This is a genomic window from Agrobacterium sp. ST15.13.015, assembly GCF_027871645.1.
Taxonomy (GTDB): domain Bacteria; phylum Pseudomonadota; class Alphaproteobacteria; order Rhizobiales; family Rhizobiaceae; genus Agrobacterium; species Agrobacterium leguminum.
The window spans coordinates 240,466-263,778 of record NZ_JAQAHF010000001.1; the positions used below are offsets into that span (position 1 = coordinate 240,466).

Consider the following 23,313-nt stretch of genomic DNA (forward strand, 5'->3'; position numbering starts at 1 on the left):
TCCGCGAGTACAACTAGACACAACTAAAATACATCGTCAGCGAGAAATTGTTCGCTGGATGTTCTTGTTTTATTCTTTGCCCTGTGGCACGTTGCTTGCGGGTGGCCGTGATAGGGCATGAAGCTCTGACCAGCGCGGCCGGTTTGCGGGGGCAGGCCATGGTGGCAAGGGTCAATACGGTTGCATTTCAGGGCATAGAGGGTGTGCCCGTCGAGGTGCAGGTCATGGTCGCACCGGGAAAGGTGGGCATCCAGATTGTCGGCTTGCCCGACAAGGCGGTGGCCGAAAGCCGCGAGCGGGTGCAGGCCGCCCTGCATGCCTCGGGTCTGGCGCTGCCGGCAAAAAAGGTCATCGTCAATCTCGCGCCTGCCGATCTGCCCAAGGAAGGATCGCATTTCGATCTTCCCATTGCGCTTGGCCTCATGGCCGCTTTGGGCGCGATACCGGCAGAAATGCTGGCACGTTATGTGGTTCTCGGCGAACTCAATCTCGATGGCACCATCGGTATGGTTTCGGGCGCCCTTCCAGCGGCGATCGGCGCCAATGCGCTTGGCAAGGGGCTGATCTGCCCGGCGGAAAGCGGGCCGGAAGCGGCCTGGGCCGGCGCCGGTATCGATATTCTCGCCCCGCGCAGCCTGATTGCGCTGGCCAATCATTTTCGTGGCACCCAGCTTCTTTCGCGCCCGACGCCCGCCATCCGCGCCAACCCGGTCAATCTGCCGGATTTAGCGGATATCAAAGGACAGGAGAGCGCCCGGCGTGCGCTGGAGGTGGCGGCCGCCGGCGGCCACAACCTGCTCATGGTCGGTCCGCCCGGCTCCGGCAAATCCATGCTCGCAGCCCGCCTGCCTTCCATCCTGCCGCCGCTGGAAGCGGCGGAATTGCTGGAAGTGTCGATGGTCCATTCCATCGCCGGCCAATTGTCCGGCGGCAAGCTTTCGGACCGCAGGCCGTTCCGCACCCCGCACCACTCCGCCACCATGGCGGCGCTGATCGGCGGGGGGCTTCGCGCCAAGCCGGGTGAGGCTTCGCTCGCCCATCACGGCGTTCTTTTTCTGGATGAGTTCCCGGAATTTTCGCCGCAGGTGCTGGATGCATTGCGCCAGCCGCTGGAAACTGGCGAATGCATCATTGCGCGGGCCAATCATCGCGTCAGCTATCCGGCGGAAATCCAGCTCGTTGCGGCGATGAACCCCTGCCGCTGCGGCATGGCGGGAGAGCCGGGTTTCACCTGCGCCCGAGGCCCGCGTTGTGTGACGGATTATCAGGCCCGCATTTCCGGCCCGCTGCTGGATCGTATCGATATCCGCATCGACGTTCCCGCCGTCTCCGCTGCCGATCTCATCCGCCCCGTCCCGTCCGAGCCGAGTGCGGCGGTTGCCGCCCGTGTCGCCCGGGCGCGCCTTGCGCAGCAGGAACGTTACGCGGCGGCGGGATTTGCCGCCATTCGCACCAATGCCCGCTGCACGACGACCCTGATAGAAAAATATGCCGAGCCGGATGCATCCGGGCTGCAATTGCTGCGCGATGCGGCCGAGCGGCTGAAGTTCTCCGCGCGCGGTTATCATCGCATTCTCAAGGTTGCCCGCACCCTGGCCGATCTGGATGGCAAACAGACGGTCGGCCGCATCCATGTGGCGGAAGCCGTGTCCTATCGTATCGCTGGCGAAAGGCTGACGGCGGCGGCATAGAACATTTCCAGTAAACGCACGAAGCGGTTTTTGGTGGGGAAGTGTGTAAAAACAAGTAATTAGAGCACATCTAACGATTCCGTTTAAACCGGATATGCTCCAGAAGGTCGCCTGTTGTACCTTCCCTGAAAAAACACTGTGCCGCCAGCGGAAGCCGGCGGCACATAAGAATATTCGCTACTCTGGCGCGCGATCCTTACCGCGCTTGAAAGCCTGGCTTAAAGCCCGAGGCCTTCGAAAAGCGCCGTCGAAAGGTAGCGTTCCGCAAAGGAAGGAATGATGACGACGATGTTCTTGCCGGCATTTTCTTCCCGCGCGCCAACCTTGATGGCCGCCGCCAGCGCCGCACCCGAGGAGATGCCGACCGGCACGCCTTCCAGCCTTGCCGCCAGACGTGCGGTTTCGAAAGCCTCGTCATTGGTCACGGTGACGATCTCGTCATAAATGCCGGTATCGAGGATGGCGGGTGCAAAACCGGCGCCAATGCCCTGAATCTTGTGCGGGCCGGGGTTGCCGCCGGAAAGAACCGGGCTGTCGGCAGGTTCGACGGCAATGACCTTCACCTCGGGCTTGCGGGATTTCAGCACCTGACCCGTGCCGGTGATGGTGCCGCCGGTGCCGATGCCCGAGACGAGAATATCGACCGTGCCTTCGGTGTCGTTCCAGATTTCTTCAGCCGTCGTCTTGCGGTGAATATCGGGATTGGCGGGGTTTTCGAACTGCTGCGGAATGATCGCGTCAGGCAGGGTCTCGGCCAGTTCCTGCGCCTTGGCGATGGCGCCCTTCATGCCCTTGGGGCCTTCGGTCAACACCAGTTCGGCGCCGAGCAGGGCCAGCATTTTCCGGCGTTCAACCGACATGGTTTCAGGCATGGTCAGGATCAGCTTGTAGCCCTTCGCGGCGGCGGCGAAGGCAAGCGCGATGCCCGTGTTGCCGGATGTCGGCTCCACCAGCGTGGTTTTGCCGGGGGTGATCTTGCCCTGCGCTTCCAGAGCTTCGATCATGGCGACGCCAATGCGGTCCTTCACGGAAGCGATGGGATTGAAAAATTCAAGTTTGGCGAGAAGGTTGGCCTTCACGCCCTTCTCCTTCGCCAGCTTGTCGAGCCGCACGATCGGTGTGTCGCCGATTGTTTCCGTAATCGAGGAATAGACGCGTCCGCGTCCGGGCTTTCTGGCTTCGGGCATGATGCTCTCCTGTGTAAAGACCGCAAGATTTGAGCGGCAGAATAGGAGCAATAGCTTTCGCAAGCTAGCGAACGTTCGTCCTAATATCCCTAAATTGCAGGAATAATTTCACGATAAATCGCATAAATGCACGAATTTGTTTTACGTGCTGCGGATCGCGATCATGGTGGCGGTTCCGGCCAGAATAGCCGCCGCCGTACGGTTGAGGATCGTCAAGGCGCTCGGCCTTTTCAGGAGGTTACGCGCCTTGGCCGCAAGCAGGATGTAAGGCAGGAGAACCGCCATCAGCACGACGAAGGTGATGGCGAGAAGTGTCGCATATTCCGAAGGGCCGATCATGCGGATATCGATCAGTGTCGGCACCAGCGCCACATAAAAAAGCATGGTTTTGGGATTGCCGAGGGTGATCAGCAGGCCGGACAGGAAGGACATGGACATGCTGGTGCTCTTCTTCGCCTTCAGGTCGTGCGGCAAGAGACCGGCGGTCCAAAGCTTCCAGGCGATATAAAGGAGATAGGCCGCGCCCGCGAATTTCAGCACCATGAAGGCTTCCTGAAAGGTCTGCGCGACGAAGGCCAGGCCCAGGATCACAGCGGTCAGGTAAATCATGTCGCCCAGCACCAGCCCGAGACCCATGAAAAAGGTTTCGCGAAAGCCCGAACCCAGCGCCCGCGCCACGATCGCCGTCATGCCGGGGCCGGGAATGGCGGCAGCGATGAAGAGGGCGGTGGCATAGGCGAAAAGGGTCGTCAGCGTCATGATCGTATTTCCCGAAAAATCCGCCAAATCCATAGCGAAATTGCCGGGTAAAGACAATCGGTCCGCGCTTCTGTCCCAGCGCTGTCGCTAAACGCCGGTGGAGCCGAAACCGCCGGCGCCCCGCGCCGTCTCAGAGGTCTCCGTCACTTCGCTCACAACAACCTGGGTTACCGGCGCGATCACCATCTGCGCAATGCGCATGCCGCGCTCGATGACGAAAACCTCCTGGCCAAGATTGGCGAGGATGACTTTCACCTCGCCGCGATAATCGCTGTCCACCGTGCCGGGAGAGTTGAGGCAGGTGATGCCGTTCTTGATGGCGAGGCCGGAGCGGGAGCGGATTTGCGCCTCATAACCCTGCGGAACCTCGAAGATGAAACCGGTCGGGACCAGGGCGCGTTCACCCGGTTGCAGGGTCAGCGGTTCACCGGCAGGTACGGCAGCGCGCAGGTCCATGCCGGCGGCGCCACGGGTTTCGTAGGACGGCAATTCGAGGTCAGCGCCATTGGCGAGGCGGACGAGCCGGAGAGGGGGGCGATTGTAGTTTTGAAGGGTCATCCGGCATTAGTTTGCCGAGATCGCGGCAAGGTCAATTGCAAATGCGGGCCTGAAACGCTAGATAGCCCGCAATTCCACAGGATTTGTCAGATGGCCGAAACACTTGCCGAGGCGGTCTCCCGCCGCCGCACCTTTGCTATTATCGCGCACCCGGACGCGGGTAAGACCACGCTCACCGAAAAACTGCTGCTGTTCGGCGGAGCGATCCAGCTTGCCGGTGAGGTGAAGGCGAAGAAGGATCGCATCCAGACCCGTTCGGACTGGATGAAGATCGAGCGCGAGCGCGGCATTTCGGTCGTCACCTCGGTCATGACCTTCGAATATAATGACCGGGTCTTCAACATCCTCGATACGCCCGGCCACGAGGACTTCGCCGACGACACCTACCGCACGCTGACGGCGGTGGATGCGGCGATCATGGTCATCGACGCCGCCAAGGGTATCGAGCCGCGCACGCTGAAGCTGTTCGAAGTCTGCCGCATGCGCGATATTCCGATCATCACCTTCATCAACAAGATGGACCGCGAAAGCCGCGACCCATTCGAGATTCTCGATGAGGTGGAAGAGAAGCTCGCGCTCGATACCGCGCCGATCACCTGGCCGGTCGGTCGAGCAAAGACCTTCTGCGGCGCCTATAATCTCGCCGACAGCACCTTCCGTGGCGTGGATACGCAGGTGGAAGCCATGCCGGTCAACGGTCCGCAGGCGGTTGCCGATCGTCTGCCGGAAAATGAGCGCCATCTTTTCGTCGAGGAAACGGAGCTTGCGCTGGAAGCCTGCCGTCCTTTCGATCGTCAGGCGTTTCTCGAAGGTCATATGACGCCGGTGTTCTTCGGTTCGGCGCTGCGCAATTTCGGTGTGCGTGATCTCATCAATGCGCTTGGCGATTTCGCACCGCCGCCGCGCGATCAGGTGGCGGACACCCGCACCGTCCATGCAGCTGAAGAGAAAATGACGGCCTTTGTCTTCAAGATTCAGGCCAATATGGACCCGAACCATCGCGACCGCATCGCTTTTGCCCGCATCTGCTCCGGCAAGCTGGAGCGCGGCATGAAGGCGCGGCTTGCCCGCACCGGCAAACAGATGGGCCTCACTGCGCCGCAGTTCTTCTTCGCCTCGCAGCGCCAGCTTGCCGATACGGCCTTTGCGGGTGACGTGGTCGGCATCCCGAACCATGGTACGCTGCGCATCGGCGATACGCTGACCGAGGGTGAAAACCTCGTCTTCCAGGGCGTGCCGAACTTTTCGCCGGAAATTCTCCGCCGCGTGCGTCTGGAAGACGCCATGAAGGCGAAGAAGCTGAAGGAAGCCCTGCAGCAGATGGCGGAAGAAGGCGTCGTGCAGCTGTTTTCGCCGGAAGACGGCTCGCCGGCCATCGTCGGTGTTGTCGGTGCGCTGCAGCTCGACGTGTTGAAGGAGCGTCTGATGGGCGAATATGGCCTGCCGGTCTCCTTCGAAATGTCGCGCTTTTCCGTCTGCCGCTGGATTTCTTCCGATCAGCCGGCGGAAATGGACAAGTTCCTCAACGTCAAGCGCGGCGATATCGCCCGCGATCTGGATGGCGATCCGGTGTTTCTGGCGCAGGACGCCTTCTCGCTCCGCTATGAGTCCGAGCGTTTTCCGGCGATCAAGATGGTCGCGATCAAGGAATATCACGTCGCCAAGGCGGCGTGACAAAGGCGTGATTGCACTTTGTATGCCAAGGGCTTAGTTTCCCCTGAAACGGGAAACTGGTCCGGCATCATGACGCTTTCAGGCAAACATATTCTCCTCATCATCTCCGGTGGCATCGCAGCCTATAAAAGCCTCGATCTCATCCGCCGCCTGAAAGAGCGCGGCGCGAAGGTGACGCCGGTGATGACGAAGGGCGCCCAGGAATTCGTCACGCCGCTTGCCGTCGGTGCACTTTCCGCCACCCATGTCTTCACCGATCTCTTTTCCCGGCAGGATGAACAGGATGTCGGCCATATCAGGCTGGCGCGTGACTGCGACCTCGTGCTTGTGGCGCCCGCCACCGCCGATCTGATGGCGAAGATGGCGCATGGTCTTGCAGACGATCTTGCCTCCACCATTCTTCTCGCGACGGATCGCAAGGTGCTGGTGGCACCGGCAATGAACCCGAAAATGTGGGCGGCAAAGCCCACGCTGCGTAATGCCGAAACGCTGAAAAAAGACGGCGTGTTTTTCATCGGACCCATGGCCGGTGAGATGGCAGAGAAAGGCGAGGCTGGTTTTGGCCGCATGGCCGAGCCATTGCAGATCGTCGAAGCCGTCGCCGCACTGCTGGATGAGGGGCCAAAGCCCCTGAAGGGCAGAACGGCGATCGTGACCTCCGGCCCCACGCATGAACCGATTGACCCGGTGCGCTACATCGCCAACCGCTCCTCCGGCAAGCAGGGCCATGCCATTGCGGCGGCTCTGGCGGAACTGGGGGCAGAGGTTACGCTGGTTTCCGGCCCGGTCACCATCGCCGATCCTGCCCGGGTCACGACGATCCATGTCGAGCGCGCCGAGGAGATGCGCGATGCGGTGATATCGAGACTGCCGGCGGATATCGCCGTCATGGTAGCCGCCGTCGCCGACTGGCGGGTGACGGGCTCGTCGGAGCAGAAGATCAAGAAGCAGCCGGGCGATGCCCCGCCGGCGCTGCAACTGACGGAAAATCCCGATATTCTCAAAACCGTCGGCCATCATGAAAAGCGCCCGAGAATTGTGGTGGGCTTCGCCGCCGAAACGCAGGATGTCGAGAAGAACGGCCGGGCGAAGCTGGAGCGCAAAGGGGCGGATTATATCGTCGCGAATGATGTTTCGGCGGAAACCGGCATCATGGGCGGGGATCGCAACAGCGTGAAGATTATTTCCGCGGATGGCATCGACGTCTGGCCGGATCTCGACAAGGCCGACGTTGCAAAACGTCTGGCGGTCCTGATCGCGGAGAAACTCGCATGAGCCTGTTCGATCGCAAGACATTCGACAGGGTGCTCGGCAAATGGCCGGGCGTGCGTTTCGTCGACCAATGGGATTCCCATGTCGCCAAGGTGGGCGACAAGGTCTTTGCCGTGCTTGGCGAGCGGGAGGACTGGCGGCTGGTCGTGAAATGCTCGGAAGAGAGCTTCGAAATATTGACCTCGCTGGAAGGCATAGGGCAGGCGCCCTATTTCGCCAAACGCAAATGGATATCGATTGGCGATCATTCCCCGCTCGAACAGGAAGAACTGGAGCATTATGTGCGCCGCTCCTATGAGCTTGTCGCGGCCGGTCTTACCAAAAAATTGCGGGGCGAACTGGGTATCGTGACCGATACTGCGCGTGCCCTGTAGTTTTTCGGTTCAGTCGAGCTTGGTGTCCTTGCCGATGATCTGGCGGACGCCTTCCTTGGTGAAGGGCTGCAGGAGCTGCGGCAGGAATCCTTTCGCAATCTTGCCCTTGATACCGATATCGGTGGAAGAGGGCCTGTCGGGATTATGGTAGGAGCCGAAGATCAGATCGAAGAAGACGAGATTCTCGCCGTAATTGGTGTTTCCTTCCGGAAGCTGTTTTGAATGGTGCCAGCGGTGCAGGCGCGGGGTGCTGAATACGTAATCGAGCGGCCCCGTTTTCATATCGACGTTGCAATGGGTCAAAATACCGATGAATGCGGTAACGGCACCGAGCCACCAGAAAACCTGTAGCGGCGCACCCATGAAATAGAGCGGAATCTGGCTGAGCGCGATCTTGAACAGGGAATCGGCCACATGGAACCGTCCCGTATTGACGACCCAGAGCCGCACGACGCTGTGATGCAGTGCATGGAAACGCCAGAAGAATACGGTTTCATGCGCAATACGGTGAGACCAGTAGAGGCCGAATTCGGCAATCGTCACTGCAAGGGCGACCTGAACGATCATCGGCAGATGAGACGGCCAGAGGTCGAACCGCATGGCGGCGAGCGGCTGCAGCACATTGGCGGTCACCATCGGGAAGATTGCCGCTGCGGCGGCTGCGAGCTGGACCAGCCCTTTCGTCAAAAGCGTGTGGCCGATGCTGTTCACGGTTTCGCCGTCACCCTCAAGCCATTGGATTTCGTAGGGAATATAACGTTCGAGAAGAAACAGGCTTAAAACCGCGCCCGCATAAACGGTCAAAAAGGCCGCGATGGGATGGCTGCTTGTGAAAGCGAAATAGGACCCCACGAGGCCGCCGACGAACACCAGCGGCCATGAAGAATAGGAAAGGGCCTCTTTCAATACTTGCGCTTTTGCCATCAAAATCAAATCCCGTCCGGCATCGTCCGTCTATACCGCCGGCGCAATTCCGCGCAGGCATCAAAGCAGCCCTTACCCCGCATCGATCACCTGTCTCGATTGGAGATCAGGCCCTTATCGCTCCAATGCATTACACAAACATGGCACTCACCGGTGCCGAGATGCTCAGCTTATCCTGATGGCGATGTAAAGAAGCGTCAGCGCTATGACCCAGAGTGCCGCCCGTCCCCATTTGGTGTGGCGCGCTTCCGCCTTGCCGATGGCTTCCGCCGTCTGCGCGTCGAAACGCAGGCCGTTCTCGCTCATATACATCAACTCGGAATGCAGCTTTTCGGTCTTGGCGGCGATCTCCGGCGCTGCCTCGGCAAGCTTGAGGGCCGCCTTCACGCCGTCCTTCAGATCGGTGACGATGCGTTTCGGGCCGAGATTGTCCCTGATCCAGCCACCGACGACGGGGTCTGCCGCCTTCCACATGTTGAAGCGCGGATTGAGCATGCGCGACACGCCTTCCACCACCACCATGGTCTTTTGCAGCATCACCAGTTCCGGCCGCGTTTCCATGTCGAAAAGCTCGGTCACTTCGAACAGCAGCGTCAAAAGCTTGCCCATGGAGATCGTTTCGGCCGGCTGGCCGTGGATCGGCTCGCCAATGGCGCGGATCGCCTGGGCGAAGCTTGCTATATCGTGATGGCCCGGCACGTAACCGGCTTCGAAATGCACTTCCGCCACCCGCATGTAATCGCGGGTAATGAAGCCGTAGAGGATCTCGGCAAGGAAGCGGCGTTCCTTTTTGCCGAGACGTCCGGCAATGCCCATGTCGACGGCGACGATCTCGCCCTCAGCATCGACAAAGAGATTGCCGGGATGCATGTCTGCATGGAAGAAGCCATCGCGCAGCGTGTGCCGCAGGAAGGACTGGATCAGCGTGTCGGCAAGTTTGTTCAGGTCGTGGCCGGCGGCCTTCAACCCTTCGATATCCGACATCTTGACGCCGTCGATCCACTCCATGGTGACGACATCGCGCCCGGTGCGTTCCCAGTCGACCTCGGGCACTCGGAATCCGGGATCGTCCCTGGTGTTTTCCGCAAGTTCGGAAAGGGCGGCGGCCTCGAGCCGCAGATCCATCTCGATCTTGGTGGTCTGCTCCAGCGTGCGTGTCACCTCGACGGGGCGCAGGCGACGTGCGGAGCGGACGAAACGCTGCTGCAGATCGGCGATCAGATACATCGCCTCGAGATCGTTCTGGAAACGCTGGCGCACGCCGGGGCGGATGACCTTGACGGCCACCTTGCGCGGCCCCTTCGGCGTATCCACAATTGCCGGATGAACCTGGGCAATGGAGGCGGCGGCAATAGGATCGCCGAATTCCCTGTAGAGATCGGACACCGAACGGCCGAGCGAGCCTTCGATATTCGCTTTCGCCGCAGCCGCCGGGAAAAAGGCCATGCGGTCCTGAAGGCTCGCAAGATCGTCGGCGAAGTCGGCGCCCACCACATCCGGCCGGGTGGCGAGAAACTGGCCCATCTTCACGTAGGAAGGACCAAGCCGCTCGACAGCCACCGCCAGACGGTCGCTGCGCTGCGCCCTTTTCGCCTTGCTGCGGGCGAACGGTTTCAGCAGCGCTTTCAACAATTGGGCGGGAGCAGGCAGGTCATCGGAAGGCAGGGCCAGCACGACGCCTTCGCGCACGAGAACCCAGCCAACCCTTGCGAGGCGGAAATATGCGCCCAAAGTACTCATGCTTATGCTTGTCTCCTGCGTCTGCCGGCCATGGTCTTAAAGCTTCCAGCCGGAATGCAGGGCGGCGATGCCGCCGGTGTAATTGGTATAGGTGACGCGGGAGAAGCCGGCGGTGCGGATCATCGTCGCGAAATCCTCCTGATTGGGGAATTTGCGGATCGACTCGACCAGATATTGATAGGGCTCGGCGTCACCCGTGATCATCTTGCCGAATTGCGGGATGGCGTTGAACGACCAGGCGTCGTAAACGCGGTCAAGCAACGGCATTTCTACCTCGGAAAATTCCAGCACCAGCAGCCGTCCGCCGCGCTTCAGCACGCGATGCGCCTCCTTCAGCGCGACGTCGATGCGCGGCACGTTGCGGATGCCGAAGGCAATCGTATAGGCGTCGAAACTGTTTGCCTCAAAAGGCAGTTCCTCGGCATTGGCCTCGACGAAGGTCAGATTGTCGGAAAGCTTCTTTTTTGCCGCGCGTTCTTCGCCGACGGCAAGCATCGAGCCGTTGATGTCGAGAACGGTGGCATGCGCCAGGCGGTTGGAGGCTTCGATGATACGGAAGGCGATATCGCCGGTGCCGCCGGCAACATCCAGAACCTTGTAGGACGCATCCTTGCGCGGCGAAAGCGAAGAGACCATGGCGTCTTTCCACAGCCGGTGCAGGCCGGCCGACATCACATCGTTCATGATGTCGTAGCGTTTGGCCACCTTGTGGAAGACTTCGTTGACCAGCCCCTGCTTTTTGCCTTCGTCCACCTTGTGGAAGCCATAGGACGTTTCCATGCCGCCTTGGGCAGTGGTACGGGCGTCGGTCATCGTCTGTCTCCATATTTATTGCGTGGCGGACCATAGCGGAAACGCCATGGCAACGCTATCTGTTGCCGCATCGCCTGGGCGCGACATTTCGCGTGCACTGTATAGACCACATGGTCCTAACGATAAACTGTCGGATAAGCCAGATGCCAGAACTGCCAGAAGTCGAAACCGTCAGACGCGGCCTTGCGCCCGCCATGGAAGGCGCAAGGGTCCGCAGGCTCCATCTCGGCCGCCCCGATTTGCGCTTTCCATTTCCGCAGGATTTCGCAGCGCTTATCGAAGGCAAGACGATCCTGTCGCTCGGGCGCAGGGCGAAATATCTTCTGATCGAACTGGAGGATGGGCTGACCATCGTTTCCCACCTCGGCATGTCCGGCTCGTTCCGTATCGAGGCGGAGGCAGATGAGGCCGGCGATGCTCCCGGCGTGTTTCACCATGCCCGTTCCAAGGACGGCAAGCATGACCATGTCGTCTTTCATCTGGATAAAGGAGAAAAGCGCGTCTGCGTCATCTATAATGATCCGCGCCGCTTCGGCTTCATGCATCTGGTGGAGCGCAACAAGCTCGACCTTTACCCCGCTTTTGCCGAGCTCGGCCCGGAGCCGACAGGCAATGCGCTGAGCGCGGATTATCTGGCGAGCCGGTTTGAAGGCAAAAGCCAGCCCCTGAAAAGCACATTGCTCGACCAGAAGGTCATTGCCGGTCTCGGCAATATCTATGTCTGCGAGGCGCTGTGGCGCGCGCATCTTTCGCCTTTGCGGGCGGCGGGGACGCTGGTGACGAAAGGTGGCAAGCCCAAAGCGCAGCTCGTCGATCTGACGGAGAAAATCCGCGACGTGATCGCGGATGCGATCGCCGCTGGCGGCTCCTCATTGCGAGACCATATACAGACGGACGGAACGCTCGGTTATTTCCAGCATTCCTTTTCGGTCTACGATCAGGAAGGCCAGCCTTGCCGGACGCCCGGCTGCCGGGGTACGGTTGAAAGGGTGGTGCAGGCCGGTCGTTCGACCTTTTATTGCGCCGCCTGCCAGAAGTAACGGAGCCGGAGTGCCGGAAGGGGAGATTGCCGTGGACTATGAAACGATACTGGTCGAGAAACGCGATGAGGTGGGTGTCATCACCCTCAACCGCCCCAAGGCGCTCAACGCTCTCAATTCGGTGCTTCTGAAAGAGCTGCGGCACATTCTGTCTTCGTTTTCCGCCGATGATTCCATCGGTGCGATCATTATTACCGGTTCGGAAAAGGCATTTGCGGCAGGCGCCGATATCAAGGAAATGCAGGGGCTGGATTTCGTCGATGCCTATGTCGGTGATTTTCTCGGCGGCTGGGACGAGGTTGCGGCCACCCGCAAGCCAGTCATCGCCGCCGTATCCGGCTTTGCGCTTGGCGGCGGCTGCGAACTGGCGATGATGTGCGATTTCATCATCGCTTCGGACACGGCAAAATTCGGCCAGCCGGAAATCACCCTCGGGGTCATTCCGGGCATGGGCGGCTCGCAGCGGCTGACACGGGCGGTCGGCAAGGCGAAGGCCATGGACCTGGTTCTGACCGGGCGCATGATGGATGCGGCGGAAGCTGAGCGGGCCGGTCTCGTGTCGCGTGTCGTGCCGGCTGCAAATCTCATGGACGAGGCGGTGGAGGCGGCAACCCGCATCGCTTCCCTGTCGCGTGCTTCCGTTCTCATGGCCAAGGAAAGCGTCAATCGCTCCTTCGAGGTGCCGCTTGCGGAAGGACTGAGATATGAAAGACGATCCTTCCAGTCGCTCTTTGCGACAGCGGATCAGAAGGAGGGCATGGCCGCCTTCGTGGAAAAGCGCAAACCCGCTTTCCGGAATCGCTAAGGATTCGGAATATCGGCGCTTTTAAGCGTTTTGCGCGTTGACGGGCGTAAGCTTTAGCGGTATATGCCCGCCCACGGTTAAGGAAAGCCATCCGGCTTGTCCGAAATTACTCCCGCATTCTTGGGTTACGTGAGGTCTTCGAACGACCCGATCCTATGGTTGCGGAATTTGGTTTGAATTCGAAGAGAGGCATACATGGCCAATACAACTTCGGCGAAAAAGGCGACCCGCAAGATCGCTCGCCGTACCGCAGTCAACAAGGCTCGCCGTTCGCGCGTTCGCGGCTTCATCCGCAAGGTCGAGGAAGCCATCGCTTCCGGTGATCTCGCAGTCGCTACCGAAGCTCTGAAGGCAGCTCAGCCCGAGATCCAGCGCGCCGCCACCCGGGGCGTGCTGCACGGCAACACCGCATCCCGCAAGGTGTCGCGTCTCGCACAGCGCGTTAAGGCTCTTTCCGCCTAATCCGGCTAATCACAAATAATTATTCAAAAAGCCTGGTCTTTTGACCGGGCTTTTTGTGATTCTAACTGCCCGTTAACCATTGCTGCCGTAACGTGACAAACGCATGTCAGATGGACGACAGGAAATTTGCAGTAAAAACAACAGCTTGCTGGAGGTCTCTGGAAAACTCGGGGGCTTTCTCTACGGAAGTCGCGGCCAGTTTTGAGTCAAGAAGATTTTTATTTTTTTGCCAAAATCAGCTCTCAAAAATTGCCAAAATTGAATCTCATTGATTCATAAGCGATTCTGCTTCGCACCCTGTCGGTGATGCAAAACGGCCTTTGCGAGTCAATGGCCGATCTGAGTTTTTGCAGAAAAAACGCCATTGATCTCTCCCCACGATCCTGCCTAAATGCATTTCAACAAGGGGTGCGGATCTCAGTCCACAGATTATCTCGATGATCGTATCGACGATATTCACCTTCTTGCTGGCGGGTCTTTCGGGGTCCGTTTTTTCAGGTCATGGAGCTTTTTGTGCCGTTTCGGTCTCCGGAACGGGCGGGAGCTTTTGTCCTCAAGGGTGCGCCTTAAGGTTGTAACGAAAGGAGCGTTTTAGCGTGTCGCAGGCCTCTCCATGAGGGGGAGGGAAATGGGATAACCGGCTCGCAAACGAGTAGTCGCCTTTGACGTTCTTTCGAGGGGAACGCTGGAGGCAAAAATATACGAGGGGGATCTCTGGCGATCGATCTTTGATCGTCAGGCTATGATTGGCAATTTGAAAGGCGGCAATATGCAATTGAATTTGGCGATGGGTGCGGTGGCTGATGGGGACCGCGCACCGAAGACGCGTGATGCAGCTTGCTCAGATGCGGCAGGGGACAAATCGGCAATGACGCACGATGCGCTGTTTGAACGTTTTAGCGCGCGGCTCAAGGCACAGGTTGGTCCGGAGGTCTATGCAAGCTGGTTTGCACGGCTCAAACTCCATTCCGTTTCGAAAAGCGTCGTCCGTTTTACCGTTCCGACGACCTTTTTGAAGTCCTGGATCAACAACCGTTACATGGATCTGATCACGAACCTCGTCCAGAGCGAGGATCCGGATGTGCTGAAGGTGGAGATTCTGGTCCGCTCGGCCAGCCGCCCGGTCCGTCCGGCACAGACAGAGGAAAGGGCGCAGCCCGTTCCGGAAGTCGGCGCGGTTCAGCGTAACAAGTCCTTCATTCCGTCGCAGCCGGCGACGCCTGCCGCACAGCCTGCGGCTTCGCAGGCGACCCTGCGTCAGGGCGGTTCCGGGCCGTTGTTCGGTTCGCCGCTCGACACACGTTTCACCTTCGATACCTTTGTCGAAGGCTCGTCCAACCGCGTCGCGCTTGCGGCGGCAAAGACGATCGCCGAAGCCGGTGCCGGCGCCGTGCGCTTCAATCCGCTGTTCATCCATGCGGGTGTCGGCCTCGGCAAGACGCATCTTCTGCAGGCAATCGCCAATGCCGCCATAGACAGCCCGCGCAATCCGCGCGTGGTCTATCTGACGGCCGAATATTTCATGTGGCGTTTCGCAACCGCGATCCGCGATAATGACGCGCTGACTCTGAAGGATACGCTGCGCAATATCGACCTGCTCGTCATCGACGACATGCAGTTTCTGCAGGGTAAGATGATCCAGCACGAATTCTGCCATCTGCTGAACATGCTGCTCGACAGCGCCAAGCAGGTCGTGGTCGCTGCTGACCGTGCGCCATGGGAGCTGGAATCGCTCGATCCGCGTGTCCGTTCCCGCCTTCAGGGCGGCATGGCCATCGAGATCGAAGGTCCCGACTACGACATGCGCTATGAAATGCTCAACCGCCGCCTCGGCTCGGCACGCCAGGACGATCCGTCCTTCGAGATTTCGGATGAAATCCTGACCCATGTGGCCAAGAGCGTGACGGCAAGCGGACGCGAGCTTGAAGGCGCCTTCAATCAGCTGATGTTCCGTCGCTCTTTCGAGCCGAACCTTTCGGTTGATCGTGTCGATGAGCTGCTGTCGCATCTCGTCGGAACGGGTGAGGCCAAGCGTGTACGCATCGAGGATATTCAGCGCATCGTCGCCAAGCACTATAATGTGTCGCGACAGGAGCTGGTGTCCAACCGCCGCACCCGCGTCATCGTCAAGCCGCGCCAGATCGCCATGTATCTGGCAAAGATGCTGACGCCGCGTTCTTTCCCCGAGATCGGTCGCCGTTTCGGCGGTCGCGATCACACCACGGTTCTGCATGCCGTGCGCAAGATCGAGGAACTGATTTCCGGCGACACCAAGCTCGGCCATGAGGTTGAGCTGTTGAAACGCCTGATCAACGAAAACAACGCATGAAAAAAGCGGCCTTCGGGTCGCTTTTTTATTGTCGTCTTGTCTATTGGGCTAAAGCTGGGGTGGAGGCTGGCGTCAGCAGGCGAGATCGGCCACCACCGCGTCCAGAATAAGCATGCCGGACGGCGTGCAGCGCAGGCGGGAATTGCCGAGCCTCTCCACGAAACCGTGCTGGAGGAGGAATTCCTCCTTTTCCGGATCGAGATCGCGGCCGGAAAGGTCGCTCCAGCGGGCGAGATCGATACCTTCGCGCAGGCGAAGTCCCATCAGCAGCAATTCATCGGCCTGCTCATCGACGCCAAGCAGCTCCTGATCGACCATGCCGTGGCCTTCCCGCTCAACGGTTTCGAGCCAGTTTTCCGGGTGGCGCTCGGTGGCGGTTGCGAGCTTGGAAGCGCCTCTCGTCAGGCGTCCATGCGCGCCGGGGCCGATGCCGGCATAATCGCCATAACGCCAGTAGGTCAGGTTGTGGCGGCTTTCAGCACCCGGCCGGGCATGGTTGGAAACCTCATAGGCCGGCATGCCGTAACGCTCGGTGATTTCCTGCGTCGCCTCATAAAGCACAGCCGAATGTTCGCCATCCGGCACGATGAGCTTGCCGGCCTTGTGCAGCCCGTAGAAGGGTGTGCCTTCCTCGATGGTCAGCTGATAGAGCGAAAGATGGTCGACAGCGTAGGAGACAGCCTCTTTCAGCTCTGCGTCCCATTCGGCCACCGTCTGGTTCGGGCGGGCATAGATGAGATCGAAGGACATGCGCGGAAAAATCTCCCGCGCCAGCCGGATGGCTTTCAAAGCATCGGCAACATCATGCAGGCGGCCGAGGAACTTCAGGTCCCGGTCGTTCAGCGCCTGTACGCCGAGCGAGACACGGTTGACGCCCGCCGCGCGGTAACCGCGAAAACGTTCCGCCTCGACGCTGGAAGGGTTGGCTTCCATGGTGATCTCGATACCATCCGGCACATGCCAGAAGCGCGAGACACCATCGAGAAGTGCCGCGACCGTCTGCGGGTCCATCAATGATGGCGTGCCACCGCCCATGAAAATGCTGGTCACAACACGCGGGCCGCTCAGCGTCCGCATATGTTCCATTTCACGGAGAAAGGCCGCCGTAAACCGTTCCTGATCCACCGGCCGGTGGCGGACATGGCTGTTGAAATCGCAATAGGGACATTTGGCCGCACAGAAGGGCCAATGCAGATAGATCCCGAAACCGGGATCGCCCGTATCCGGCAAAAGCGACGCGCCGGGGGCAGAAAGTTGATGCTCCCCGACCATCGGGTTCATGCCTCCAGGCAGGTTTCTACGAATTTTTTAAACGCCCGGGCACGGTGGGAAAGCGCGAAGGCGTCACCATGTTTCCAGCCGTGTTTTTCATCCGCGCTCATCTCGCCGAATGTGGTGTCGTATCCCTCCGGTTTGAAGACCGGATCATACCCGAAACCGCTCGTTCCGCGCGGCGGCCACACCACCGTGCCTTCTACCTCGCCACGGAAATATTCGACATGCCCGTCCGGCCAGGCGAGACACAGCACGCTGACGAAACGGCCGGTGCGATCTTCCGGCTTCGAAGCTCCTCGCTCGGCCAGCGCATCCTCAACCTTCTGCATCGCCATGGCGAAGTCCCGGGTACCATCGGCCGTTTCCGCCCAATTGGCGGTATAGACACCCGGCGCACCATCCAGCGCATCGATAACCAGACCGGAATCGTCGGACAAAGCCGGAAGACCCGATGCCTTCGCGGAGGCAAGCGCCTTGATGGCGGCATTTTCCTCGAAGGTCGTACCCGTCTCATCCGGCTCTTCGAAATTCAGCTCCGCCGCCGATTTGGCGGAAAAGCCGAAAGGCCCGATCAGATCGGCGATTTCGGCGATCTTGCCCTTGTTATGGCTGGCGACGACGATCGTTCTGGTATCGAGCTTGCGCATGGTGCTTTCCTGTCGGCTCAGGCGATCGCCTGTTTCTGAAGGGCGACCAGTTCGCTGCAACCGGCCTTGGCAAGACCGAGCAGCGTCAGGAATTCTTCCTCGGAGAAGGGCGCGCCTTCCGCCGTGCCCTGAACCTCGACGATGCCGCCGGAGCCGGTGATGACGAAATTTGCATCGGTCTCGGCGGAAGAATCCTCGAGATAATCGAGATCGATCACCGGCTGGTTGGCGAAGATGCCGCAGGAGATCGCGGCGATATGGTCCTTCAGAACCTTCTCGACCTTGATCATGTTACGGGTTTCCATCCATTTCAGGCAATCGTGGAGCGCAATCCACGCGCCGGTGATGGAGGCGGTGCGGGTGCCGCCATCGGCTTGGATCACGTCGCAGTCGATGCTGATCTGGCGCTCACCCAGCGCTTGCAGATCAACGACCGCGCGCAGCGAACGACCGATGAGGCGCTGGATTTCCTGTGTGCGTCCGCCCTGCTTGCCGGAGGCAGCCTCGCGCTTCATGCGTTCATGGGTGGAACGCGGCAGCATGCCATATTCGGCGGTGACCCAGCCCTTGCCGCTGTTGCGCAGCCACGGTGGGGTCTTTTCTTCAAGGCTTGCGGTGACGAGCACATGCGTGTCGCCAAACTTCACGAGACAGGAGCCCTCGGCATGCTTCGAGAAATTGCGCTCGAAGGAAACCTTGCGCATCTGGTCGGTTTTTCTGCCTGAAGGCCGCATATGATCCACTCTCCATGTTGGTCCCTGCCTTCTAAGGCGAGGTCCGGGCTTTTGCAAAGCCAATTTCCATTTTGCCCCGGCGTTGCAACGCATTATATTGATGCGAGCTGGTTTGAACGACAAAGAACGGACGAAATGGGTTTTTCCGCACCGCTATCAAAAGATCAGGCATCGCTGCTGGATGAACGGTCTCGGGAAATTTTCCGGCGCATCGTCGAAGGTTATCTCGATACGGGTGAGCCGCTCGGATCGCGCAGCCTGTCGCGGCTGTTGCCGATGTCGCTTTCACCCGCCTCCGTCCGCAATGTCATGAGCGATCTCGAAGAGCTCGGCCTCATCTATTCGCCGCATATCAGCGCCGGTCGCCTGCCGACCCAGACGGGGCTGCGCTTCTTTGTTGACGCCTTCATGCAGGTGGGTGATCTGCCCGCCGAGGAAAGGGCGACTATCGACCGTCAGATCGGGCCGGTCGCCGGCCACGAACAGTCCCTGGAAGGGCTTTTGACGGAGGCAAGCCGCATGCTGTCCGGCATGTCGCGCGGCGCGGGCCTCGTATTGACGGCGAAGAACGATGTCATCCTCAAGCATGTCGAATTCATAAGGCTGGAACCCACCAAGGCGCTCGCCGTGCTGGTGGGCGACCACAATCAGGTCGAAAACCGCATCATCGAATTGCCGGCCGGCATTTCCTCATCGCAATTGACCGAAGCGGCGAATTTCATCAATGCCCATCTCTCCGGTCAGACGCTGCATGAGTTGCGCGGTCAGTTCCAGACGCAGCGGGCGGAACTGCAATCGGAACTCGGCATATTGGCGCAGGACCTCGTGGAGCGCGGTCTGGCGGTATGGGCGGGAGACAATGAGGAGGGCAAGCTCGGTCGTCTCATCGTTCGCGGTCGCTCCAACCTGCTCGAAGGTCTCGCCGGCGAGGAAGATATCGATCGGGTGCGCCTGCTGTTCGACGATCTGGAACGCAAGGAAAATCTCATCGAAATCCTCAATCTCGCGGAAAGCGGCTCGGGGGTCAGGATTTTCATCGGCTCGGAAAACAAGCTGTTTTCCCTCTCCGGTTCGTCGCTGATCGTCGCGCCCTATCGCGATGAGGACAATCGTGTCGTGGGTGCGGTCGGCGTCATTGGCCCGACCCGGCTGAATTACGCCCGTATCGTGCCGATGGTGGACTATACGGCGCAGATCATGGCCCGCCTTTCCCGCAAGCAGAGATAGGACAGACCCGCAAGGTTAGGGAATGCGGCAAGCTTTTCGCCGCAAGCCTTGATTTTTGCCCGTCAAAGCTCGATATCGGGCGCAACCAACATATTCAAATCTGGAGAACGTCATGACCGACGATACAAAAAAGCCCGGACCTGACGCGGACGTCGCGGAAGAGTTTGTCGATCTTGCTCAGGCAGGTGAAGAACAGGCCGAAACGGCAGAGCCCGATCCGGTGGAGCTGCTCAAGGCTGAGAACGCCGATCTGCGCGATAAATTTCTGCGCCTTGCCGCCGAGATGGACAATCTTCGCCGCCGCACCGAGCGTGATGTCAAGGACGCCAAGGCCTATTCGCTGGCTGCCTTTGCACGCGACATGCTTGCCGTTTCGGATAATCTTCGCCGCGCGCTTGAAGCCATTCCCGATGAACTCAAGACCAATGGCGAAGCCGGTCTCAATGGTTTGATCGAAGGCGTCGAGATGACGGAACGTTCGATGCTGTCGACGCTGGAACGCCACGGTGTCAAGAAGATCGACGCGGAGGGCCAGAAGTTCGACCCGAATTTCCATCAGGCCATGTTCGAAATTCCGAATCCGGCAGTTCCGAACAATACCGTGCTGCAGGTGGTTCAGGCCGGTTTCACCATCGGCGACCGCGTCCTGCGCCCGGCAATGGTCGGCGTCGCCAAAGGCGGCCCGAAGGCGGAAGTTGCCTCATCGGCCGAGCCTGGCACCTCGTCTCTCAATGAAAAGGACGCGTAAGGCATCTATCCTTACGTCAGAAAAAACGCGCCTTCAGGGCGCGTTTTTTATTGCCGTTAAACTGAGGAAGTTAGCCCGCGATCAGGCCGCCGTCGCCTGCTCCTGATTGAGGAAAGCGTAGATTGCGGTGTCGGAATCGGTGGCGCGCAGCTTGGCGACCAGTTCAGGGTCGCGCAGGGCGCGTGCAATTCTGGACAACGCCTTCAGGTGATCCGCGCCGGCGCCCTCGGGCGCGAGCAGCAGGAAAACCAGATCGACGGGCTGGTCGTCCAGCGCTTCGAAATCGACCGGTGTTTCAAGACGTGCGAAGACGCCGGTGATCTGATGGATGCTGTTGAGCTTGCCATGCGGAATGGCGATGCCGTGGCCCACACCGGTGGAGCCGAGTTTCTCACGCTGGAGGATGACGTCGAAAACTTCCCGTTCCGAGACTCCGGTAATTCTGGCTGCCTTTGCGGCCAGCTCCTGAAGCAACTGCTTTTTGGAATTCACCTTGAGGGCGGGAATAATCGCATCTTGTTGCAGCAAATCTGCCAACGCCATTCTCTTTTTCCTTCATGCCATCGAGACGATGCAGGAGGCAGGTGCACTTTCGCGCTCTGCCTCCCACGTCTTGTCAGACTGTTCAGCTCTTGATCGTTTCCGCGTCGATCCAGCCAATATTGCCGTCATGACGCCGGTAAACGATGTTGAGATATTCCTTGCCCGGGCTGCGGAACAGCAGAACCGGTTCGTCCGTCATGTCGAGCGCCATCACGGCGCTGGCGACGGACATTGTCTTAATCTGTTTCGAACTCTCCGCTACGATGGTGGGTGCGTAATCTTCGGGAACCTCGTGGTCCTCATCGGGAATAGCATCCATCACCGTATAGGCGATTTCCTGCGACACGCCATTCGCACCATTGTGGTGGTCCTTAAGCTTGCGCTTGTAGCGGCGCAGGCGCTTCTCGATCCGCTCTGCGGCGGCATCGAAGCTGGCCTGCGGATCATTTGCCTGACCCGCCGCATGCAATACAATGCCCGTATCGAGATGCAGCTTGCAGTCCGCGGCAAAACGCGATCCGGACTTCTCCACGGTCACCTGGCCTGAATACCCCCCATCGAAGTATTTGGTAACCGCCAGACCTATATTGTCCTCGATCCGCTGACGGAAAGATTCACCGATCTCCATATGTTTACCAGATACACGCACACTCATGGAAATTTTCCTTTTTGTAGTGATTTGCGAGTACCAGCTTACGTCAAGCCGCGCGCGCATCCAAGCGTTTCGAAGACCTTAAAAAGCCCTCATTCGAATTTTACGCCCATGGACGGTGGAGATGAATCCGTTACAAATGACCTTGCTTACGTGTGCGGCGGGCTTCTAGCCCTTGCCGTGGCAAGAGTCAATGGTGCGGCAAAAAACCGCCATAAACGTGATCGCGGCCGCCGCTCAGAAGGTGGACAGCTTGGCCATCGCCTTCTTTTCCCGGCGCCTTTGCACGGAGGAGGGGATGTTCATCGCCTCGCGATATTTGGCGACGGTGCGGCGGGCGATATCGATGCCGCTCTTTTTCAGATTGTCGACGATATCATCGTCTGAAAGAACCGCCTCGGCGGCCTCCTGCGAGATCATGGCCTTGATGCGGTGGCGCACCGCTTCTGCCGAATGGCTGTCTCCGCCTTCCACGGCGCTGATCGACACGCTGAAGAAATATTTCAGCTCGAACAGACCGCGCGGCGTCAGCATGTATTTTTTCGATGTCACCCGGCTGACGGTGGATTCGTGCATCTTGATGGCGTCGGCCACCGTCTTGAGGTTCAGCGGGCGCAGATGATCCACGCCATTGACGAGAAAGGCGTCCTGCTGGCGCACGATTTCCGTCGCGACCTTCATGATCGTCCGGGCGCGCTGATCGAGGCTACGGGTCAGCCAATGTGCCGTCTGCATGCACTCAGTCAGAAAATCCTGATCCTCGCCTGCACGTGCCTTATGTTTCGACACCTCGGCGAAATAACTCTGGTTGATGAGCACGCGCGGCAGGGTCTCGGGATTGATTTCCACCAGCCAGCCGCCGGTGGAGGAGGGGCGAACGATAATGTCGGGAACGATGGTCTCCGAAACCATCGAATCGTAACCCGCGCCGGGGCGGGGGTTGAGCGTGCGGATTTCCGCCAGCATGTCGAGGAGGTCTTCCTCATCGACGCCGCAGATTTTTTTAAGGGAGGCGAAATCGCGTTTCGCCAGAAGTTCCAGATTGTCGACGAAAGCCCGCATGGCCGGGTCGAGCCGGTCCTTCTGGGCAAGCTGGATTGCCAGACATTCGCTTAAGGAACGGGAGAATACACCCGGTGGGTCGAAGCCCTGAAGCGTCTTCAGAACGTGCTCGACCGCTGACGGGGCCGCCCCCAGCCGTTCGGCGACGTCGTCGACGGCATCCGCCGCAATATAGCCGGTCTCGTCAAGCTGCCCGATCAGCGCATCGGCGATCATCCGGTCTTCGGCGGCGGATATGGCGAGCGGCAGTTGCTGATTGAGATGGTCGCTGAGGCTTTGGCTGGCCGCGACGAAATCGTCGAGATCGTAACTTTCCCCCGACTCCTGGCCGGGCATGGATTTCCATTGGCCGGCCAGTTCGGGCGCATCGGCCTTTCTGGGCTCGGCATCGTCGGGAAAGACGTTTTCGAAGCTGGTGTCCAGTTGCTCGCCGAGATTTGCGGCGCGGTCGCCATACCAGTCGTCGCTGTCAGGCGTCACCGTGGCGGATCTGTCCGGGCCTTCGCTATCCGCGTCGCCGAAACTCTCCGTCTCTGCCGGGGCATCGCTGCTCAAATCGCCATCGTTTGCCGCAATTTCCAGCAGTGGATTGCGCTCCACCTCCTGCGCGATGAACTGCGTCAGCTCGAAATGCGTCATCTGAAGCAGCTGGATGGACTGCATCAGTTGCGGTGTCATCACGAGTGACTGGTTTTGACGCAGCAAAAGGCTGGCAGACAATGCCATGGCGGACGCGAAACTCCCCTTACAGCTTCTCCATCGCCTTATTTTCCAGAAATTTTACTGAGACGATGGAA

22 protein-coding genes are annotated in these 23,313 nt (G+C 59.5%); 10 read left to right on the forward strand and 12 right to left on the reverse strand.

Features of this window, described 5'->3' with window-relative positions:
- Nucleotides 1-158: 158 nt before the first annotated feature.
- Complete coding sequence (locus tag PIB16_RS01205) at nucleotides 159-1,691, forward strand: YifB family Mg chelatase-like AAA ATPase (protein ID WP_271044844.1); 1,533 nt, start codon at nucleotides 159-161, stop codon at nucleotides 1,689-1,691.
- 218 nt (nucleotides 1,692-1,909) lie between these two features.
- On the opposite strand, the gene cysK is transcribed toward PIB16_RS01205, so the two are convergent.
- The 3 genes from cysK to dut all read right to left on the reverse strand — a co-directional run bounded on the left by cysK (nucleotide 1,910) and on the right by dut (nucleotide 4,195).
- Complete coding sequence (gene cysK / locus PIB16_RS01210) at nucleotides 1,910-2,878, reverse strand: cysteine synthase A (RefSeq protein ID WP_003520103.1); 969 nt, start codon at nucleotides 2,876-2,878, stop codon at nucleotides 1,910-1,912.
- Between the two features lie 141 nt (nucleotides 2,879-3,019).
- Nucleotides 3,020-3,637, reverse strand: a complete 618-nt coding sequence (locus PIB16_RS01215; RefSeq protein ID WP_271044845.1) for a LysE family translocator — start codon at nucleotides 3,635-3,637, stop codon at nucleotides 3,020-3,022.
- Nucleotides 3,638-3,724: 87 nt separating this feature from the next.
- Nucleotides 3,725-4,195: a dUTP diphosphatase gene (gene dut / locus PIB16_RS01220; protein ID WP_271044846.1), complete on the reverse strand. Its 471-nt coding sequence runs from the start codon at nucleotides 4,193-4,195 to the stop codon at nucleotides 3,725-3,727.
- Between the two features lie 90 nt (nucleotides 4,196-4,285).
- Here dut and PIB16_RS01225 point away from each other — a divergent pair, with 90 nt between their 5' ends.
- The 3 genes from PIB16_RS01225 to PIB16_RS01235 all read left to right on the forward strand — a co-directional run bounded on the left by PIB16_RS01225 (nucleotide 4,286) and on the right by PIB16_RS01235 (nucleotide 7,515).
- Entirely contained in the window at nucleotides 4,286-5,869 is a 1,584-nt protein-coding gene (locus PIB16_RS01225; RefSeq protein WP_003520100.1) for a peptide chain release factor 3, read from the forward strand.
- Between the two features lie 69 nt (nucleotides 5,870-5,938).
- A complete protein-coding gene (coaBC, locus tag PIB16_RS01230) occupies nucleotides 5,939-7,144 on the forward strand; it encodes a bifunctional phosphopantothenoylcysteine decarboxylase/phosphopantothenate--cysteine ligase CoaBC (RefSeq protein WP_271044847.1) in 1,206 nt (401 codons plus the stop codon).
- Nucleotides 7,141-7,515: an MmcQ/YjbR family DNA-binding protein gene (locus tag PIB16_RS01235; RefSeq protein ID WP_065654591.1), complete on the forward strand. Its 375-nt coding sequence runs from the start codon at nucleotides 7,141-7,143 to the stop codon at nucleotides 7,513-7,515. Before coaBC ends, PIB16_RS01235 begins: the two co-directional genes overlap by 4 nt.
- Nucleotides 7,516-7,524: 9 nt before the next feature.
- Here PIB16_RS01235 and PIB16_RS01240 read toward each other — a convergent pair whose 3' ends face one another.
- The 3 genes from PIB16_RS01240 to ubiE form a co-directional block, all read right to left on the reverse strand.
- Complete coding sequence (locus PIB16_RS01240; RefSeq protein WP_065654590.1) at nucleotides 7,525-8,439, reverse strand: sterol desaturase family protein; 915 nt, start codon at nucleotides 8,437-8,439, stop codon at nucleotides 7,525-7,527.
- Between the two features lie 165 nt (nucleotides 8,440-8,604).
- Nucleotides 8,605-10,179 (reverse strand): 2-polyprenylphenol 6-hydroxylase, encoded by a 1,575-nt coding sequence (gene ubiB / locus PIB16_RS01245; RefSeq protein WP_065654589.1) that lies wholly within the window; start codon nucleotides 10,177-10,179, stop codon nucleotides 8,605-8,607.
- Between the two features lie 36 nt (nucleotides 10,180-10,215).
- A complete protein-coding gene (gene ubiE, locus PIB16_RS01250) occupies nucleotides 10,216-10,992 on the reverse strand; it encodes a bifunctional demethylmenaquinone methyltransferase/2-methoxy-6-polyprenyl-1,4-benzoquinol methylase UbiE (RefSeq protein ID WP_003520094.1) in 777 nt (258 codons plus the stop codon).
- A 143-nt stretch (nucleotides 10,993-11,135) separates the two neighbouring features.
- On the opposite strand from ubiE, the gene mutM reads away from it, so the two are divergent.
- From mutM to dnaA, 4 genes are all read left to right on the forward strand, one after another.
- A complete protein-coding gene (gene mutM, locus PIB16_RS01255) occupies nucleotides 11,136-12,032 on the forward strand; it encodes a bifunctional DNA-formamidopyrimidine glycosylase/DNA-(apurinic or apyrimidinic site) lyase (protein WP_078051346.1) in 897 nt (298 codons plus the stop codon).
- Between the two features lie 31 nt (nucleotides 12,033-12,063).
- On the forward strand, nucleotides 12,064-12,837 hold the full coding sequence (locus tag PIB16_RS01260; RefSeq protein ID WP_065654587.1) for an enoyl-CoA hydratase: 774 nt from the start codon (nucleotides 12,064-12,066) through the stop codon (nucleotides 12,835-12,837).
- 195 nt (nucleotides 12,838-13,032) lie between these two features.
- The gene (gene rpsT / locus PIB16_RS01265) at nucleotides 13,033-13,299 is read left to right on the forward strand and encodes a 30S ribosomal protein S20 (protein WP_003493474.1); all 267 of its coding nucleotides are present in this window, start codon (nucleotides 13,033-13,035) and stop codon (nucleotides 13,297-13,299) included.
- Between the two features lie 868 nt (nucleotides 13,300-14,167).
- A complete protein-coding gene (dnaA, locus tag PIB16_RS01270; protein ID WP_003520091.1) occupies nucleotides 14,168-15,628 on the forward strand; it encodes a chromosomal replication initiator protein DnaA in 1,461 nt (486 codons plus the stop codon).
- A 72-nt stretch (nucleotides 15,629-15,700) separates the two neighbouring features.
- Here the strand turns inward: dnaA and hemW are convergent, their stop codons facing one another.
- From hemW to rph, 3 genes are read right to left on the reverse strand one after another with little or no spacing between them, the layout of a single operon-like run.
- On the reverse strand, nucleotides 15,701-16,900 hold the full coding sequence (gene hemW / locus PIB16_RS01275; protein WP_059759503.1) for a radical SAM family heme chaperone HemW: 1,200 nt from the start codon (nucleotides 16,898-16,900) through the stop codon (nucleotides 15,701-15,703).
- 5 nt (nucleotides 16,901-16,905) lie between these two features.
- A complete protein-coding gene (gene rdgB / locus PIB16_RS01280) occupies nucleotides 16,906-17,550 on the reverse strand; it encodes an RdgB/HAM1 family non-canonical purine NTP pyrophosphatase (protein ID WP_065654586.1) in 645 nt (214 codons plus the stop codon).
- A 17-nt stretch (nucleotides 17,551-17,567) separates the two neighbouring features.
- Nucleotides 17,568-18,284: a ribonuclease PH gene (gene rph / locus PIB16_RS01285; RefSeq protein WP_003503798.1), complete on the reverse strand. Its 717-nt coding sequence runs from the start codon at nucleotides 18,282-18,284 to the stop codon at nucleotides 17,568-17,570.
- Nucleotides 18,285-18,419: 135 nt separating this feature from the next.
- Between rph and hrcA the strand changes: the two genes are divergently transcribed.
- Nucleotides 18,420-19,511: a heat-inducible transcriptional repressor HrcA gene (gene hrcA / locus PIB16_RS01290; RefSeq protein WP_020811203.1), complete on the forward strand. Its 1,092-nt coding sequence runs from the start codon at nucleotides 18,420-18,422 to the stop codon at nucleotides 19,509-19,511.
- Nucleotides 19,512-19,623: 112 nt separating this feature from the next.
- On the forward strand, nucleotides 19,624-20,259 hold the full coding sequence (gene grpE, locus PIB16_RS01295) for a nucleotide exchange factor GrpE (protein WP_035259966.1): 636 nt from the start codon (nucleotides 19,624-19,626) through the stop codon (nucleotides 20,257-20,259).
- Nucleotides 20,260-20,340: 81 nt separating this feature from the next.
- Here grpE and ptsN read toward each other — a convergent pair whose 3' ends face one another.
- The 3 genes from ptsN to rpoN form a co-directional block, all read right to left on the reverse strand.
- Nucleotides 20,341-20,802: a PTS IIA-like nitrogen regulatory protein PtsN gene (gene ptsN / locus PIB16_RS01300; protein WP_003503792.1), complete on the reverse strand. Its 462-nt coding sequence runs from the start codon at nucleotides 20,800-20,802 to the stop codon at nucleotides 20,341-20,343.
- Nucleotides 20,803-20,884: 82 nt separating this feature from the next.
- Nucleotides 20,885-21,457 carry a ribosome hibernation-promoting factor, HPF/YfiA family gene (hpf, locus tag PIB16_RS01305; RefSeq protein ID WP_059759321.1) on the reverse strand — a complete coding sequence of 191 codons (573 nt, stop codon included), beginning with the start codon at nucleotides 21,455-21,457 and terminating at the stop codon, nucleotides 20,885-20,887.
- A 234-nt stretch (nucleotides 21,458-21,691) separates the two neighbouring features.
- Nucleotides 21,692-23,242 (reverse strand): RNA polymerase factor sigma-54, encoded by a 1,551-nt coding sequence (gene rpoN / locus PIB16_RS01310; protein WP_271044848.1) that lies wholly within the window; start codon nucleotides 23,240-23,242, stop codon nucleotides 21,692-21,694.
- Nucleotides 23,243-23,313 lie beyond the last annotated feature (71 nt).

What these genes read in the sequence shown, in the direction of transcription:
- PIB16_RS01205 (WP_271044844.1), top strand. Translation starts at nt 159, where the DNA reads ATGGTGGCAAGGGTCAATACGGTTGCATTTCAGGGCATAGAGGGTGTG.
- cysK (WP_003520103.1), bottom strand. Translation starts at nt 2,878, where the DNA reads ATGCCCGAAGCCAGAAAGCCCGGACGCGGACGCGTCTATTCCTCGATT.
- PIB16_RS01215 (WP_271044845.1), bottom strand. Translation starts at nt 3,637, where the DNA reads ATGACGCTGACGACCCTTTTCGCCTATGCCACCGCCCTCTTCATCGCT.
- dut (WP_271044846.1), bottom strand. Translation starts at nt 4,195, where the DNA reads ATGACCCTTCAAAACTACAATCGCCCCCCTCTCCGGCTCGTCCGCCTC.
- PIB16_RS01225 (WP_003520100.1), top strand. Translation starts at nt 4,286, where the DNA reads ATGGCCGAAACACTTGCCGAGGCGGTCTCCCGCCGCCGCACCTTTGCT.
- coaBC (WP_271044847.1), top strand. Translation starts at nt 5,939, where the DNA reads ATGACGCTTTCAGGCAAACATATTCTCCTCATCATCTCCGGTGGCATC.
- PIB16_RS01235 (WP_065654591.1), top strand. Translation starts at nt 7,141, where the DNA reads ATGAGCCTGTTCGATCGCAAGACATTCGACAGGGTGCTCGGCAAATGG.
- PIB16_RS01240 (WP_065654590.1), bottom strand. Translation starts at nt 8,439, where the DNA reads ATGGCAAAAGCGCAAGTATTGAAAGAGGCCCTTTCCTATTCTTCATGG.
- ubiB (WP_065654589.1), bottom strand. Translation starts at nt 10,179, where the DNA reads ATGAGTACTTTGGGCGCATATTTCCGCCTCGCAAGGGTTGGCTGGGTT.
- ubiE (WP_003520094.1), bottom strand. Translation starts at nt 10,992, where the DNA reads ATGACCGACGCCCGTACCACTGCCCAAGGCGGCATGGAAACGTCCTAT.
- mutM (WP_078051346.1), top strand. Translation starts at nt 11,136, where the DNA reads ATGCCAGAACTGCCAGAAGTCGAAACCGTCAGACGCGGCCTTGCGCCC.
- rpsT (WP_003493474.1), top strand. Translation starts at nt 13,033, where the DNA reads ATGGCCAATACAACTTCGGCGAAAAAGGCGACCCGCAAGATCGCTCGC.
- dnaA (WP_003520091.1), top strand. Translation starts at nt 14,168, where the DNA reads ATGACGCACGATGCGCTGTTTGAACGTTTTAGCGCGCGGCTCAAGGCA.
- hemW (WP_059759503.1), bottom strand. Translation starts at nt 16,900, where the DNA reads ATGGTCGGGGAGCATCAACTTTCTGCCCCCGGCGCGTCGCTTTTGCCG.
- rdgB (WP_065654586.1), bottom strand. Translation starts at nt 17,550, where the DNA reads ATGCGCAAGCTCGATACCAGAACGATCGTCGTCGCCAGCCATAACAAG.
- rph (WP_003503798.1), bottom strand. Translation starts at nt 18,284, where the DNA reads ATGCGGCCTTCAGGCAGAAAAACCGACCAGATGCGCAAGGTTTCCTTC.
- hrcA (WP_020811203.1), top strand. Translation starts at nt 18,420, where the DNA reads ATGGGTTTTTCCGCACCGCTATCAAAAGATCAGGCATCGCTGCTGGAT.
- grpE (WP_035259966.1), top strand. Translation starts at nt 19,624, where the DNA reads ATGACCGACGATACAAAAAAGCCCGGACCTGACGCGGACGTCGCGGAA.
- ptsN (WP_003503792.1), bottom strand. Translation starts at nt 20,802, where the DNA reads ATGGCGTTGGCAGATTTGCTGCAACAAGATGCGATTATTCCCGCCCTC.
- hpf (WP_059759321.1), bottom strand. Translation starts at nt 21,457, where the DNA reads ATGAGTGTGCGTGTATCTGGTAAACATATGGAGATCGGTGAATCTTTC.
- rpoN (WP_271044848.1), bottom strand. Translation starts at nt 23,242, where the DNA reads ATGGCATTGTCTGCCAGCCTTTTGCTGCGTCAAAACCAGTCACTCGTG.